The sequence below is a fragment of the Salipiger mangrovisoli genome (assembly GCF_015223355.1).
GTDB lineage: Bacteria > Pseudomonadota > Alphaproteobacteria > Rhodobacterales > Rhodobacteraceae > Salipiger > Salipiger mangrovisoli.
Genome location: NZ_JADFFK010000006.1, coordinates 239,452 through 253,217, shown reverse-complemented (window position 1 = coordinate 253,217; position 13,766 = coordinate 239,452). Strand labels below are relative to the sequence as shown.

Annotated in this window: 14 protein-coding genes and 1 pseudogene; 7 read left to right on the top strand and 8 right to left on the bottom strand. The window is 67.4% G+C overall.

Annotation, left to right across the window (positions count from 1 at the left end):
• Nucleotides 1-69 precede the first annotated feature (69 nt).
• Nucleotides 70-1,554: an NAD-dependent succinate-semialdehyde dehydrogenase gene (locus IQ782_RS10305; RefSeq protein WP_194134575.1), complete on the top strand. Its 1,485-nt coding sequence runs from the start codon at nt 70-72 to the stop codon at nt 1,552-1,554.
• 120 nt (nt 1,555-1,674) lie between these two features.
• Here the strand turns inward: IQ782_RS10305 and IQ782_RS10300 are convergent, their stop codons facing one another.
• A complete protein-coding gene (locus tag IQ782_RS10300; RefSeq protein ID WP_420832636.1) occupies nt 1,675-2,376 on the bottom strand; it encodes an HPP family protein in 702 nt (233 codons plus the stop codon).
• Between IQ782_RS10300 and IQ782_RS10295 the strand changes: the two are divergent.
• Both IQ782_RS10295 and IQ782_RS30505 read left to right on the top strand, forming a co-directional pair.
• A pseudogene (locus IQ782_RS10295) lies at nt 2,276-2,687 on the top strand (integrase core domain-containing protein); the annotation flags it as partial. The gene IQ782_RS10300 and the pseudogene IQ782_RS10295 overlap by 101 nt on opposite strands.
• A complete protein-coding gene (locus IQ782_RS30505; protein WP_240989229.1) occupies nt 2,681-3,058 on the top strand; it encodes a hypothetical protein in 378 nt (125 codons plus the stop codon). The pseudogene IQ782_RS10295 and the gene IQ782_RS30505, both read left to right, overlap by 7 nt.
• Before the next feature lie 91 nt (nt 3,059-3,149).
• Here IQ782_RS30505 and IQ782_RS10285 read toward each other — a convergent pair whose 3' ends face one another.
• Both IQ782_RS10285 and IQ782_RS10280 read right to left on the bottom strand, forming a co-directional pair.
• Nucleotides 3,150-4,352 (bottom strand): pyridoxal phosphate-dependent aminotransferase, encoded by a 1,203-nt coding sequence (locus IQ782_RS10285; protein ID WP_194134541.1) that lies wholly within the window; start codon nt 4,350-4,352, stop codon nt 3,150-3,152.
• Between the two features lies 1 nt (nt 4,353).
• Nucleotides 4,354-5,016 carry a TetR family transcriptional regulator C-terminal domain-containing protein gene (locus tag IQ782_RS10280; protein ID WP_194134540.1) on the bottom strand — a complete coding sequence of 221 codons (663 nt, stop codon included), beginning with the start codon at nt 5,014-5,016 and terminating at the stop codon, nt 4,354-4,356.
• Nucleotides 5,017-5,171: 155 nt separating this feature from the next.
• On the opposite strand from IQ782_RS10280, the gene IQ782_RS10275 reads away from it, so the two are divergent.
• From IQ782_RS10275 to IQ782_RS10260, 4 genes are all read left to right on the top strand, one after another.
• Nucleotides 5,172-5,945, top strand: coding sequence for an ABC transporter ATP-binding protein (locus IQ782_RS10275; RefSeq protein WP_194134539.1), 774 nt, complete (start codon nt 5,172-5,174; stop codon nt 5,943-5,945).
• Between the two features lie 36 nt (nt 5,946-5,981).
• Nucleotides 5,982-6,758 (top strand): transporter substrate-binding domain-containing protein, encoded by a 777-nt coding sequence (locus IQ782_RS10270; RefSeq protein WP_194134538.1) that lies wholly within the window; start codon nt 5,982-5,984, stop codon nt 6,756-6,758.
• 71 nt (nt 6,759-6,829) lie between these two features.
• Nucleotides 6,830-7,549 (top strand): ABC transporter permease, encoded by a 720-nt coding sequence (locus IQ782_RS10265; RefSeq protein ID WP_194134537.1) that lies wholly within the window; start codon nt 6,830-6,832, stop codon nt 7,547-7,549.
• 10 nt (nt 7,550-7,559) lie between these two features.
• Nucleotides 7,560-8,390, top strand: a complete 831-nt coding sequence (locus IQ782_RS10260; protein ID WP_194134536.1) for an ABC transporter permease — start codon at nt 7,560-7,562, stop codon at nt 8,388-8,390.
• A 34-nt stretch (nt 8,391-8,424) separates the two neighbouring features.
• On the opposite strand, the gene IQ782_RS10255 is transcribed toward IQ782_RS10260, so the two are convergent.
• The 5 genes from IQ782_RS10255 to bcoG form a co-directional block, all read right to left on the bottom strand.
• The gene (locus IQ782_RS10255; RefSeq protein WP_194134535.1) at nt 8,425-9,381 is read right to left on the bottom strand and encodes an NAD(P)-dependent oxidoreductase; all 957 of its coding nucleotides are present in this window, start codon (nt 9,379-9,381) and stop codon (nt 8,425-8,427) included.
• A 143-nt stretch (nt 9,382-9,524) separates the two neighbouring features.
• Nucleotides 9,525-10,532 carry a zinc-dependent alcohol dehydrogenase family protein gene (locus tag IQ782_RS10250; RefSeq protein WP_194134534.1) on the bottom strand — a complete coding sequence of 336 codons (1,008 nt, stop codon included), beginning with the start codon at nt 10,530-10,532 and terminating at the stop codon, nt 9,525-9,527.
• 132 nt (nt 10,533-10,664) lie between these two features.
• The gene (locus tag IQ782_RS10245; RefSeq protein ID WP_277347845.1) at nt 10,665-11,441 is read right to left on the bottom strand and encodes a class II aldolase/adducin family protein; all 777 of its coding nucleotides are present in this window, start codon (nt 11,439-11,441) and stop codon (nt 10,665-10,667) included.
• Complete coding sequence (locus IQ782_RS10240; RefSeq protein WP_194134532.1) at nt 11,422-12,843, bottom strand: carnitine 3-dehydrogenase; 1,422 nt, start codon at nt 12,841-12,843, stop codon at nt 11,422-11,424. Before IQ782_RS10240 ends, IQ782_RS10245 begins: the two co-directional genes overlap by 20 nt.
• Nucleotides 12,840-13,763 carry a 3-dehydrocarnitine:acetyl-CoA trimethylamine transferase BcoG gene (gene bcoG / locus IQ782_RS10235; protein ID WP_194134531.1) on the bottom strand — a complete coding sequence of 308 codons (924 nt, stop codon included), beginning with the start codon at nt 13,761-13,763 and terminating at the stop codon, nt 12,840-12,842. The genes IQ782_RS10240 and bcoG overlap by 4 nt, the downstream gene beginning before the upstream one ends.
• Between the last annotated feature and the right edge of the window lie 3 nt (nt 13,764-13,766).

Below are 13,766 nucleotides of genomic sequence, written 5' to 3'. Positions count from 1 at the left end.
TGGCGAATTGACATCGCCAAAACACCCCCCGTATGATCCATATTAGGAATACTGGTGCATATATGGAACATGTCATTGTCAAACGCAAGCCCTGAAATTGCCGCCCCGACCCCCAAGCTCGTTGACCCGTCCCTCCTGAAGTCACGCTGCTTGGTCAACGGCGACTGGGTCACCGCGGCATCTGGTGAGACCTTCGACGTCACGAATCCCGCCGACAGCCGCCGCGTTGGGCGGGTTCCGAGCATGTCGCCCGATGAGATCCCGGCCGTCATCGAGTCCGCTCGCATCGCTCAGGCTGACTGGGCCGCGTGGACGGCCAAAGCCCGATCCGCTGTCCTTCGGCGCTGGTTCGAATTGATCATGTCGCATATCGATGATCTTGCCCTGATCCTGACCCGCGAGCAGGGAAAGCCACTTGCCGAAGCACGCGCAGAGATCGCCTATGCCTCTTCTTTCGTGGAGTGGTACGCGGAAGAGGCAAAGCGCATCTATGGCGACACGATCCCGGCCCCTCATGCGGACCAGCGCATCACCGTGCTTCGCCAGCCGGTGGGTGTGACCGCGGCCATTACACCATGGAATTTCCCTGCGGCCATGGTGACACGCAAGGCAGCCCCGGCGCTGGCGGCAGGTTGCTCGATGATCCTTCGCCCCGCCGACCTGACTCCGCTGACCGCGCTGGCCCTGGCAGAACTGGCCTGCCGCGCTGGCGTGCCCGCCGGAGTTCTACAGGTCGTTACCGGCTCGGCCCGTGAAATCGGCCAAGTTCTGACCGACAGCCCAGTGGTGCGCAAATTGTCTTTCACCGGGTCGACGGAAGTCGGGCGGTTGCTCATGGCGCAGTGCGCAGGCTCAATCAAGAAACTCTCGCTCGAGCTGGGCGGAAATGCCCCCTTCATCGTGTTTGATGACGCGGACCTGGACGCAGCAGTAGAGGGCGCGATGGCGGCTAAGTTCCGAAATGCGGGACAGACCTGCGTCTGCGCCAACCGGCTTCTCGTGCAGCGCGGAGTCCATGACGAATTCGCCGAAAAGCTGGCGGCCCGCATGGCAGCCCTAGAAGTTGGTCCCGGCGAATCTCCGGGCATCCACATCGGCCCAATGATCGAACGCAAGGCACTGGACAAGATCGACGAACATATCGGCGACGCGCTGGCCAAGGGCGCGCGTCTGGCGCAGGGCGGAAGGCGTCTTGGCGGGCTTATGATGGAGCCAGCGCTGTTGGTCGGCGTGACGTCTGAGATGCGTGTTGCGCAAGAGGAAACCTTCGGACCGCTTGCACCGATCTTTGCCTTCGACACAGAGGAAGAAGCGATCGCAATGGCCAATGATACGATTTATGGTCTGGCCGCCTATTTCTACACCGACAGCCACGCGCGCGCCGTGCGCGTATCAGAGGCCCTTGAGTACGGAATGGTCGGTCACAATACCGGGTTGATATCCAACGAGGTGGCACCCTTCGGCGGTATCAAGCAATCAGGACTAGGCAGCGAAGGATCCCGCTACGGGTTGCTGGAATACCTGGAGATGAAATACCTCTGCAGCGCCCATTAGAGGAAGAGCTCATCCGGGCGCTGACGTTGCTGTCCGGCACCAGGGGGTTCTGATGCTCGTCCGCCCGCGACGAAACCACATCACATCGCGCCAGCCGCGCCAGTGGCCTCGCGCGGGCCCTTACCGGGCTCGTCCGTCCCGGGGCCGCAGATCATTGACGAGTGCATCGAAAGTCCCGGCATCACCAGTCGCCCGGGCCAGAACGATGCCCCTTTGAATGGTCGCGATCATCCGGCGAGCCTGCGCCTCGGAATTGCCCGCCGAGGGCTCCACGTGGCGCTGGCAGGCGGCGAGCACAGCGACCCATCGCGTGAAGTATTTGGCAACTGCGCCCGCTGCGCGGTCGCGGGTCCGATCCAGCGCGAACGCCCCCGCGATACGGACCCCCTGTCCGCCCTCGAAATAGGTCAGTACCGCAAGCACCACGAAAGGCAGGAACCCGACAAGCACCGGCAGAACGAGGAAGCCGAAGCCGGGATCCGTCCAGAAGACCACGAGAGGGTTCGCGCCCGCGAGTGGATGCCTGACCCCCAGGGCAACCATGACCGCAAGCGCCAATGCGCACCAGCCATTGGCAAGCCAGAGGCGCATGAGAAGCCCGACGAGGGACGTAACCACATGGCCGCCGATCACGTTCGCGGGCTGCGACAGCGGGCTTCCGGGCGCGACGTAGCCAGCGCGTCTCGCCGTGCTCGGCCAGCACCCATCCACGCAGCGCAAGCCGCCCCAGGGCCGGGAAGATGGCCGGCTCTGGCTAGGCGATGGCTCCTCCGTGCGGCTGAAGCCCGAGCACCCCAACCACGTCTGGTCCTGTGGCTTCATGCAGGACCGGACCAATGACGGCCGGGCGTACCGGACGCTCAACACCCTCGATGAATATACGCGGGATGATCCGTGTCGACAGGCGGCTGAACTCCACCGATGTCCTGGACGCCCTGACGGACCTCTTCATCCAGCGCGGCCCGGCGCGCTTTCGAGACGAGCTGCTGAATGGCGAGGTCTTCAACTCGTTGAGGGAGGCGCAACTCCTCATCGAACAATGGCGCAAGCGCTACAACACCGCTCGGCCGCATCGCGCTCTTGGATACCGGGTGCCGGCGCCCGAGGTCTTCATCCCAGCAGATCGATGGCCGACCATGCATCAGCATTCAACCCGGACCACTCCATGGGGTCGCCTCGTCTTTTTGTTCTCGGAAGCCACGATTTCGGCACCCATCTTGAGCTTGCCGCCGTCTTCGGTGTTCTTGATGATCTTCACCCGCTGGCCGCCTTTCCGGAAGCGCCATTCTCCATCTCTGGCGTCTGGGACATAGGCCCGCCGTTGCTCCACGTGGTCGTCGTTTCCGTGCATTCGCCGACCGGCGAGGTATTCCACCGGCAGGGCCTCGTATTGAATGAGGGATCAGCAAACGGCAGGTTCATCATGCAAGGCCACCAATCTCAAGTCGCAGATCATTGCGACCAGGAAGAGTGCCAGCAGTGTCTGAGATCGGACGATCCTTGAGGGCATCGGACAGAGCCAAACTATGTGATCTATTGGGTTCTAATTTGGCGCAATCTCACCCATGTGCAGACTCCCAAAGGTGGCGCGCGTTCTACTGCGCCACCGCTGCTCCGGCGACGCCGCGCCCAGACAGTACTGCACTGAGCGCCTCAACGCGCCGTGCCGCGTCTTCCAGCTTGGCATCGGGGACCGTCAGGGCGACCCGCACCAGCCCGTCGCCGTTGCTGCCGAAGGCGCTGCCCGGCATCACCGCGACACCTTGTTCTTCGAGCAGCCGCCAAGCGAAGGCGTCACCGTTGAGCCCGGTGCCGGAGACGTCGAGCATCAGGAACATGCCGCCGCGCGGCATCTGCGCCGATAGTCCCGGCACCGCGTTCAGCCGCGCGCAGAGCATCCGCGCGCGCCGCCCGAAGGCCTCGCGCATCCGCGTCGAGGTGTCGAAGTCGCCGCGCAGCGCCGCCTCGGTCATGTCGGCGATGAAGGGCTGGTTGCCGAAGAGCATCGTCTCCGAAACCGGCAGCAGCGCGGCACAGAACTCCGCCGGGCCGATAGCCCAGCCGCTGCGGAAGCCGGTGGCGGCGTGGCTCTTGGAGATCGACGAAACCACCACGACGCGCTCGCGCAGTGCGGCGATCTCCAGCGGCGAGGTGAAGCTGCCCTCGAAGATCAGTTCGGCATAGACCTCGTCGCAGACGATCCAGAGATCGTGCTCGGCGCAGATCGTCCCCAGCTCTTCGAGCGTCTCGCGGTCGATCACAGCGCCGGTCGGATTGTGTGGCGTGTTGAGCAGCAGCACCCGGCTTTCGGGCGTGATGGCGGCGCGCAGGTCGGCGGGCTGCAACACGAAATCCCGGTCCATACGCAACGGCACCGGCTGCACATGGCCTCCGGCGGCGGACACCACGCCCTCGTAGGTGGCATAATAGGGATCGCCAATCAGCACCCCCTCGCCCGGCCCCACCAGCCCCAGCATGACCGCGAAGAGCGCGGTCTGCGTGCCGGGAAAGCACAACACGTTCTCGGGCCCGATCTGCGGATGGCGCGGGCGGTAGGCCTCGACCAGCGCCTCGACCAGCCCGGGCTCGCCGCGCCCGTTGGAGTATTGCGTGCGCCCCGCGCGCAACGACGTCACGCAGCGCTCGATCAGCGCGGAGTCCGGGGCGATGTCCGGCTCGCCGATGGTCAGCTCGAGGATGTCCTCGCCCGCATCGCGCCGGGCGCGGGCCGCGTTGTGCACGGCCCACTTGTCTCCGCCGAGGGTGCGCAGGCGTTCGGTGATCGCGGCATACCGCATGTCAGCTCCTTTCGTCTTCGAGCGCCAGGTGGCGCGTCAGCGTGGTGTCGGGCAGCCGCAGGATTCCCTCGGCAGCGGCGAGCGCGATGGCCGGGAGCCGCCGCGCGTCATAGAGCCCGTGGCCGAGCGAGCCCTCGATCCACAGACCGTCGATCAGCCCGTTGAGCGCGATGGCGAGATGCTTGCACCGGGCCGGGTCCGCCGGGCAGCCCTGCGCCACCAGCACGGGGTGGATGCGCGCCTCGAGCAGGTCGAGGAACTCGCGGTAGCCCTCGCGGTGGATGTCAGCATAGGCCGGATCGACGCGCACCCGGCCCACGAAGGTGGCCCAGAGCGAGACCTTCACCCCCGAGAGGCTCGGCGGCGCGAAGTTGGCCGCGATGACTTCCGCCAGTGCCGCCTCGGGCGACAGCGCGTCCCCGGCCCCGGAATCCTCGGCGGCGGCGGTCATCTGGCCCATCAGGTAGGCGTAGGCGGCGCGCACCATCTCGTCCTTCGACGGGAAGTAGTGCCGGATCAGACCGGCCGAGACCCCGGCCCGCTCGGCAATCTGCCGCGCCCCGGCCCGGTCAAGCCCGAGATCGGCGACACAGGTGAGCGTCGCCTCCAGCAGGTCGGTGCGGCGACGGTCCTGCGACAGGCGGTTGTAGGCACGCCGGGTCACACCCGGCCTCCCGCCGCCGAAAGCATCATGTCTCGCGCATTCCGTATGGTCACTTTGACTTCCTCGTCGAGATTTGTTTTACATTCGTACAACAGCGAAGAAATTGCAAGGGATGCAGCCGTTCGGGAGGGCCCGGATTCGGCAGAGGGACAGCCATGAACGACGCCACGCCGGCGGTAGAGATCCGCGACCTGCACAAGCACTTCGGACGCCTCGAGGTGCTCAAGGGCATCTCGCTCACCGCCCGCCCCGGCGACGTGGTGGCGGTGATCGGCGGCTCCGGATCGGGCAAGTCCACCATGCTGCGCTGCATCAACATGCTCGAGACCCCCAGCGCCGGCGAAATTGCCATCCACGGCGAGGCCTACGCCATGCGCCCCACCCGTGACGGCGGGCTGGAACCGGCGGACCGCAGGCAGCTGCAGCGCATCCGGGCGCAGCTCGGCATGGTGTTCCAGAACTTCAACCTGTGGCCCCACCGCACCGTGCTCGGCAACGTGATCGAAGTGCCGGTGCAAGTGCTGGGCATGCCCCGCGACGAGGCCGTGGCCCGCGCCCGGCAGGTGCTCGACCGCGTCGGGCTCGCGGAGAAGGAAGATGCCTACCCCGCCCATTTGTCCGGCGGCCAGCAGCAGCGCTGCGCCATCGCGCGGGTGCTGGCGGTTGAGCCGCTGGCGATGCTCTTCGACGAGCCGACCTCGGCGCTCGACCCCGAGCTGGTCGGCGAGGTGCTCAACGTGATCCGCGACCTCGCCGCCGAGAAGCGCACGATGATCCTCGTCACGCACGAGATGGGCTTCGCGCGAGATGTGGCCAGCCACGTCGTCTACCTGAAGGACGGCCGCATCGAGGAACAAGGCCCGCCCGAGCAGATCTTCGGCGATCCGCGCTCGCCGCACCTGCAGCAGTTCATCCGCTCGATCGCCTGACCGCCCCGCACCAAGAAAACCAACAGAGGAGACACCATGTTCAAGACACTCGCGCTCGCCGCCACAGCCGCCGCCGCGCTCGCCGCACCGGCCCTCGCGGAGCCCTACAAGGTTGGCATCGCCGCCGAGCCCTATCCGCCCTTCTACAGCCCCGACTCGAGCGGCACCTGGAGCGGCTGGGAGATCGACTTCGCCGATGCGCTCTGCGCCGAGATCGAAGCCGACTGCGTGATCACCCCGGTGGCCTGGGACGGCATCATCCCGGCGCTCAACACCGGCAAGATCGACATGATCGTCGCCTCGATGAGCATCACCGAGGAGCGCGCCAAGCAGATCGCCTTTTCCGACAAGTATTACGACACGCCGACCGGCGTGATCGCCCTGAAGGACAGCAAGGTCCAGCCCACCCCCGAGGGCGTCGATGGCACCTATCTCGGCGTCTCGGTGGGAACCATCCACGAAACCTATGCCCGCGCGCATTTCGCCGAGACCGCCGCGGACATCCGCAGCTACCCGACGGTGGACGAGGAACTGCAAGACCTCGCGGCGGGCCGCATCGACGCGGTGGTCGGTGACATGCTGGCGCTGATGCCCTTCCTCGAGAGCGACGCCGGCGCCGCCTGCTGCGAGTACCGTGGCGCGGTCGAGAGCGACCCGTCGATCCTCGGCCACGGCGTCGGTGTGGGCCTGCGCAAGGAGGACACCGAACTGCTTGATCGGGTGAACTCCGGCATCGCGGCGATCCGAGAGAATGGCACCTATGACGCGCTGTCCGAGCCCTACTTCGAGGGCCTCGACATCTACGGCAGCTGAGCCGACCTCCCGGGCCGCGACACCAGCGTCGCGGCCCGGCACACTTCAACGACACGGGACACGGCCGCACGATGATCGACGCAATGGATTTCAGCCTGCTCGCACTTTCCTCACCGGGATGGGGCGGCGCGCTTCTCGCCGGGTTCTTGCGCTCGGTCGAACTGGCGGCAGGCGGCTATCTGCTCGGACTCGTCATCGGTCTGCTCGGCGCGACCGCCAAGCTCTACGGCGGGCGCGTTCTGCGCGACATCGCCGAGATCTACACGCTGCTCATCCGCGCCGTGCCCGAGCTCGTGCTGATGCTGCTGTTCTACTACGTGGGCACCGACCTGCTGAACAAGCTGATGGGCGCCATGGGGCGCGAGGGCATCGACATCGACGGTCTCAGCGCCGGCATCCTCGTCATCGGACTGGTGCAGGGCGGCTACGCCACCGAGGTGATCCGCGGCGCGATCCGCGCCGTGCCGCCCGGACAGATCGAGGCGGCGCTGGCCTTCGGCATGTCGCCTCTCAAGGTGCTGCGCCGGGTGACCCTCCCGGCGATGACGCCGCACGCGCTGCCCGGCATGGCCAACCTGTGGATGATCGCCACCAAGGACACCGCGCTGCTCGCCGTCATCGGCTTTTCCGAGCTGACGCTGGTGACCAAGCAGGCCGCCGCCGCGACCCGCGAGTACTTCCTGTTCTTCATCGCCGCCGGGCTGCTCTACCTCGCGCTCACCCTTATCTCGAACCTCGGCCTGCGCTGGCTCGAGCGGCGCGCGCGCCGCGGCCTGCCGGCCGCCGCCTGAGGAGCGCGACATGCCCGACATCGACATCGACACCCCGATCCGCCCCGCTCCCGCGCTGCCGCTGCGCGCACGCCTCGCACCGCTGCTGATGCCGCACCGCCTGGTCATGGCCGGGCTGGCGCTCGCGGCTCTGACTGCGATCATCACCCAGATGGATTGGAGCTGGCTGCCCGGCTACCTGCCGAAGATCGGCCACGGTCTGCTGGTGACCCTGGCGCTGCTCGTCTCCAGCGTCGCCGCGGGCTTTGCGCTGGCGCTGCCGCTCGGTGCGGTGCAGGTCACCGGCCCGGCGCCGCTGCGCTGGCTGGCCACCGGCTTCTGCACGGTGATCCGCGGCACGCCGCTGCTGCTGCAGCTCTGGCTGATCTACTACGGGCTCGGCGCGCTCTTCGCGCAGTTCCCGGAAATCCGTGGCTCCTGGCTCTGGCCCTACCTGCGGCAGGCCTGGCCCTACGGCTTTCTGACGCTGACGCTCTCCTTCGCCGCCTATCAGGGCGAGGTCATGCGCGGCGCCTTTGCCGGGGTGCCGCGCGGTGAGTTGGAGGCGGCGCGCGCCTTCGGCATGCCGCGGATGATGGTGTTCCGTCGGGTGTGGTTCCCGCGCGCCGTGCACCGTGCGCTGCCAACGCTGGCGGGCGAGATCATCCTGCAGCTGAAGGCGACGCCGCTGGTGGCGACGATCACCGTGACCGACCTCTACGCGGTGATCACCCGCGTGCGGCAGGCAACCTATCTGACCTACGAGCCGCTGCTGCTGCTGATCGCCATTTACCTGTGCTTGAGCGGCACGCTGACACTGGTCTTGCGTTGGCTCGAAGCGCGGGTTCCGAGCGGGAGCTGAGCCCGCTCCGCCCCCGGGGGGCAGTCCAGCCCGGTCAGTAGCCGCGCGCGCGATCCACGGCATAGGCCATGGGCTGACCGTCACGCAGCGCACGCGCGGTCTCGACCACCTGCTCCGCCACAACCTCCGGCAGCGAGTCACTGGCGACATGCGGGGTGATCCTTAGCCGCGCATCCTGCCAGAAGCGGTGCTCGGGGGGCAGCGGCTCCTCGCGGAAGACATCCAGCGTCGCGGCCGCCAACTGGCCGCTGTCCAGCGCCGCCTCGAGATCGCCTTCGACGAGGTGTTCGCCGCGACCGATCTGCACCAGACGCGCGCCCGGCGCCATCCGGGCGAAGAGTTCGGCATTCAGGACATTCTCGGTCTCGGCGGTCAGCGGCAGCACGTTGACGAGGTACTGCGCGCCTTCGGCCGCACGGGCCGCGGCATCCGGGCCGGAGAGATAGGCGACGCCCGGAAGCTGTTCCGCCGGTTCGCTGCGGCAGGCCACCCGAACCGAGAAGCCCACGGCCCGCAGCCCCGTCACGACGGCCCGTCCCATAGTCCCGTGCCCCAGCACCGCGATCTGGACCGAGGCCGGTGCCCGCATCCGAAGCGGCGCCCACCGCGCCTGCCTGGCATTGGCCGCCATTTCGGGAAAGCCGCGTTCGTAATGCAGCACCTCATGCACCGCGTAGCCGGCCATCAACTCGGCCTGATGCGGATCGCGCACCCGCGCGATGGCCGCATCTCCGGGCACGCCGGGATGCGCCAGCAAAGCATCGACGCCCGCGGCCACCGACATGGCCAGACCGAGGTTCGGATAGGGCGCAAAGGCCCCCTCCCCCGGCTCCCAGCAGATCGCGAAGCGAACGTCCTCGGGACGGTCGATTTCAGGGGGGCGGCGCAGGACGACATCCGTTGCGCAGGCGCGCAGGGCCTCTCCGTAGAGCGCATCGAGATCCGCCGTTGCGCTGAGATAGACGCCAAGGATGGGTGGTTGCGCGGGCATGGGCTTTTCTCCCTTTCATACGACAGCCGATTTATTGCACGTATGTACAACAAGTGCCACGCCGCAGTGACTGGTGGAAACCGCTGTGAAAGGTCTGGCGCTCCGCCGCATGGTGGTCCCCCGGGCCGAGGACCACCGCAGGCTCACATGCTCACGCAGATCTTGCCGAAATGCGCACCGCTTTCCTGGTAACGGAAGGCCTCGGCGAGATCGGCCAGCGCGAAGCTGCGGTCGATCACCGGGCGCAGCTTCAGTGTCTCGAGCGCCCGGACGAAGTCGATCTGCTGCGCGCGCGAGCCGACGATCAGCCCCTGCAGGCGCTGCTGGCGCGCCATCAGCAGCGCCGTCGGGATCTCGCCGGAGCGCCCGGTGAGCACACCGATCAGCGCGATATGCGCCCCTGGGCGCCCCGCGACGATGGATTGCGCCAACGTTGCCGGACCGCCGACCTCGACCACGATGTCGACTCCGCGCCCACCGGTGAGACGGCGCATCTCTTCACCCCACTCGGGCGTGCTGCGGTAGTTGATGACATGATCCGCCCCAAGGTCGCGCAGGCGCTCGAGCTTGGCGTCCGAAGACGAGGTCGCGATCACCGTGGCACCCATCGCCTTGGCGAGCTGCAGTGCGTAGATCGACACGCCGCCGGTGCCCAGCACGGCAACTGTGTCGCCCGCCTTGATTCCGGCGTCGACCACCAGCGCGCGCCAGGCGGTCAGGCCGGCGGTGGTGATCGTCGACGCTTCCGCGTGGCTCCAGCCCTCGGGCGCCTGGGTGAACCAGGTGGCGGGCAGCGTCACCCGCTCGCGCGCGTAGCCGTCGCGCCCGTCGCCCGGCGTGGTCGAGAAATCGCTGGGCCGGTCATCGCCGGTCTGCCACTCCGGGAAGAAGCCCGAAACGACGGCGTCGCCGACCGCGAAGTCCTCGACACCTGCGCCGACCGCCTCGACCACGCCAGCACCGTCGGCCATCGGGATCCGGCCGTCCGGCAGGGCACCCTCGATGGCGCAGACCCGGTAGTCGTGGTAGTTGAGCGAGCTGGCATGCAGGCGCACGGTTATCTCGCCCGCGCCGGGAGCCGCGGGCTCCGCAACATCGCTGAGAACGAGATTGTCGAGGCCGCCCGGCGCTTTGATCGTTACCTGTTTCAAGAGATTGCCTTTCTTTTGTCTTGGCCCTCGAACGGGCCAACGCCCGCCCTGGCGGCGGATCTAGTGCGCCCTCCGGGGAAACCATCCCCGGGACACGGCCTCGTTGGGCGGTCCGGTGGTGCTGCCGCTGCTTCAGGCCCGAAAGTCAGTGCCGATGCCCTCGATCGAGCGCAGGTGCGCCTGCCATTCAAGTTCGAGGTCGCCGTCTTCCTCGTTCATCTGCACGTATTGCTGATGCACGCGCGCGGCGATCTCGTCGTCCACCATGCGCAGCGCTTGGCCACTGGAGGTGGCAGCGATCTGAATTTCGCAGGCACGCTCGAGGTAGAAGATGTTGTTGAACATCTCCGCGGCGCTGCGCCCCGTGGCGATGAGCCCGTGGTTGCGCAGCATCAGCACCGGGTGATCGCCAAGGTCCGCGACGATGCGCTCGCGCTCTTCCAGATCCAGCGCGATGCCCTCGAAGTCATGGTAGCCGATGCGGTTGTGGAACTGCAGCGAGATCTGGTTGAGCGGCAGCAGCCCCTCTTCCATGCACGAGACCGCCACGCCCGCGCGGGTGTGGGTGTGCATGATCCAGGCCGCATCGTGGCGGTTCATGTGCACCGCCGAGTGGATGGTGAAACCTGCCGGGTTCACCCGCTGCGGGCTGCCGTCGACCTTGTTGCCGTCGACGTCGATCTTCACCAGCGACGAGGCGGTGATCTCCTCCCAGCGCCAGCCATAGGGGTTGATCAGGAAATGCCCGTCCTCGCCCGGCACGCGGGCGGTGATATGGGTGTAGATGAGGTCGGTGAATTTATGCAGCGCGGCGAGCCGGTAGCAGGCGGCCAGTTCTTCGCGGGTCTGTTTCTCTTCGGGGGACATGGTCATCTGTGTCTCCGGTCTTCTAGTTGCGTTGGCCGACAGCGCCACCGGCGCCCTCTGCGGGGCGCCCGGCGTGGGCCGCAGCGAGGTCTTCGAGCGCCTCCGCCACCTGCGGCTCGGGCGGGCAGGCGCGGCGGGTGGTGAGGTCGGTGTGAAGAAGCAGGGTTTCGAGCGTCGCCGCAAGGGTGCCGTCGGGCTTTGTCACGCGGTGGAAGAGTCTCATCTTCTTGCCGACGCCTTCGAGCACCTGCGTGGTCACCGTCAGGACGGTCCCCCGGTGCACCTCGTCGAGATAGCGGATGCGGGTGTCGACGGTGAAGAAGCTCTTGCCCGCCGCGACATAGGCCTCGTCCGCGCCCACGCGCTTCATCAGCCCGTCGGTCGCCCAGGTGCCCAGCTCGAGGTAGGCGGCCTCGTTCATGTGGCCGTTGTAGTCGGTCCATGTCACCGGCACCGCCTGGCGCAGGGTGATCGGCAGCCCGTCCAGCTCACCTCCCTCGGCCAGCGTCTTCTCGTGTCCCAGCAACACGCCGCCCGCACCGCTGCCCGTGCGGCGCAGCCCGCGCAGGATGGCGACAAGGTTGTCGTCGCGCAGCCGCTCCAACTCGCGGATGGTGCGGTGGCCCGACTGGGCGTCGGACTGGCTGCTGATGGTCTCGATCAGCGCCGCATCGAGATCGGGCACATCGGTCAGCTTGGTCCAGGGCCAGCTGAGGGTCGGGCCGAACTGCTCGATGTAGCTCTGCATTCCCGCCTCGCCGCCTGCGATGCGGTAGGTCTCGAAGAGCCCCATCTGCGCCCAACGGAGGCCGAAGCTCATGCGGATCGCGTCGTCGATCTCAGTGGTCGTGGCGATGCCGTCCTTCAGCATCCACAGCGCCTCGCGCCAGACCGCTTCCTGGAAGCGGTTGCCGATGAAGGCGTCGATCTCCTTGCGCAGCACCAGCGGGTGCATGCCGATGGCGGTGACTACCCCGGCGGCCCTGCCGCAGAGTGCGGCATCGCCCGAAATCTCGACCAGCGGCAGCAGGTAGACCGGGTTGAACGGGTGCACCACCACAACCGGCGCGCCGCCGGAGGCAAGATCGCTGGCCTTGAAACCCGAGGTCGAGGAGGCGATGAAGCCGCGCTCGGGCAGCGCGTCGGCGATCTCGGCGTAGACCCTGTGCTTCAGCTCGAGCCGCTCCGAGACGCTCTCCTGCACCCAGTCGGCGCCCGTCACCGCCTCGGTGACGGAGGCGGAAAAGGTCAGCGTGCCTTCGGGCGGCAGCGGGCGGTCGTAGAGGGCGGGCAGCGAGGCGCGCGCATTGTCCAGCACCTCGCCGATCTTGCGTGCCGCCTCCGGGTCCGGGTCAAAGACGGCGACGTCCCAGCCGTTCAGCAGAAACCGGGCGGCCCAGCCGCCGCCGATGACGCCGCCGCCGATGATCGCCGCGCGGCTCATGCCGGGACCGACGGGGCGGCGCGCTTCACGAGACCGAGCTGCGCGCGCACCTCTTCCGGGCCGATCAGCGAGGCGCCCATGTTGGTCAGCAGGTCCGCCCCCTTCTCGACCAGCTGCGCGTTGGTCGCCATGACGCCGCGCTCGAGGTAGATGTTGTCCTCCAGCCCGACGCGGACGTTGCCGCCCGCCAGCGTCGCCGCCGCCACATAGGGCATCTGGTCGCGCCCGAGGCTGAAGGCCGACCATGTCCAGCTGTCGGGCACGTTGTTGACCATCGCCATGAAGGTATTGAGGTCGTTCGGCGCGCCCCAGGGAATGCCCATGCAGAGCTGCACCAGCGCCGGGTCTTCGAGCACGCCCTCCTTCACCAGCTGCTTGGCGAACCACAGGTGGCCGGTGTCGAAGGCCTCGATCTCGGGCTTCACGCCAAGCTCGGTCATCTGCGAACCCATGGCGCGCAGCATGTTGGTGGTGTTGGTCATCACGTAGTCACCGTCACCGAAGTTCATCGAGCCGCAGTCGAGCGTGCAGATCTCCGGCAGGCAGGCGCGGATGTGGGCCATCCGCTCGGTGGCGCCCGCCATGTCGGTGTTCGGTGCGTCGAGCTGCATCGGCGTCTCGGGATCGCCGAATGTCAGGTCGCCGCCGACTCCGGCGGTGAGGTTCAGCACCATGTCCACCTCGGAGGACCGGATGCGGTCGGTCAGCTCGCGATAGTAGTCAAGGTCGCGGCAGGGCGCGCCGGTCTCGGGGTCGCGCACGTGACAGTGGACGATGGCCGCCCCGGCCTTGGCGGCGTCGATGGCGGCCTCTGCGATCTCCTTGGGCGAGCGCGGCACGAGGCGGCTCTTGTCCTGCGTGGCGCCCGCGCCGGTGATCGCGGCGGTGAGAAAGAGCTTGCGGTTCATCTGAAGAGGCATGGT

Excerpts from the sequence above, each read along its gene's own strand:
- IQ782_RS10300 (WP_420832636.1), bottom strand. The coding sequence starts at position 2,376 with ATGAAGCCACAGGACCAGACGTGGTTGGGGTGCTCGGGCTTCAGCCGC.
- IQ782_RS10275 (WP_194134539.1), top strand. The coding sequence starts at position 5,172 with ATGAACGACGCCACGCCGGCGGTAGAGATCCGCGACCTGCACAAGCAC.
- IQ782_RS10270 (WP_194134538.1), top strand. The coding sequence starts at position 5,982 with ATGTTCAAGACACTCGCGCTCGCCGCCACAGCCGCCGCCGCGCTCGCC.
- IQ782_RS10305 (WP_194134575.1), top strand. The coding sequence starts at position 70 with ATGTCATTGTCAAACGCAAGCCCTGAAATTGCCGCCCCGACCCCCAAG.
- IQ782_RS10265 (WP_194134537.1), top strand. The coding sequence starts at position 6,830 with ATGATCGACGCAATGGATTTCAGCCTGCTCGCACTTTCCTCACCGGGA.
- IQ782_RS10240 (WP_194134532.1), bottom strand. The coding sequence starts at position 12,843 with ATGAGCCGCGCGGCGATCATCGGCGGCGGCGTCATCGGCGGCGGCTGG.
- IQ782_RS10285 (WP_194134541.1), bottom strand. The coding sequence starts at position 4,352 with ATGCGGTATGCCGCGATCACCGAACGCCTGCGCACCCTCGGCGGAGAC.
- IQ782_RS30505 (WP_240989229.1), top strand. The coding sequence starts at position 2,681 with ATGGCCGACCATGCATCAGCATTCAACCCGGACCACTCCATGGGGTCG.
- bcoG (WP_194134531.1), bottom strand. The coding sequence starts at position 13,763 with ATGCCTCTTCAGATGAACCGCAAGCTCTTTCTCACCGCCGCGATCACC.
- IQ782_RS10255 (WP_194134535.1), bottom strand. The coding sequence starts at position 9,381 with ATGCCCGCGCAACCACCCATCCTTGGCGTCTATCTCAGCGCAACGGCG.
- IQ782_RS10260 (WP_194134536.1), top strand. The coding sequence starts at position 7,560 with ATGCCCGACATCGACATCGACACCCCGATCCGCCCCGCTCCCGCGCTG.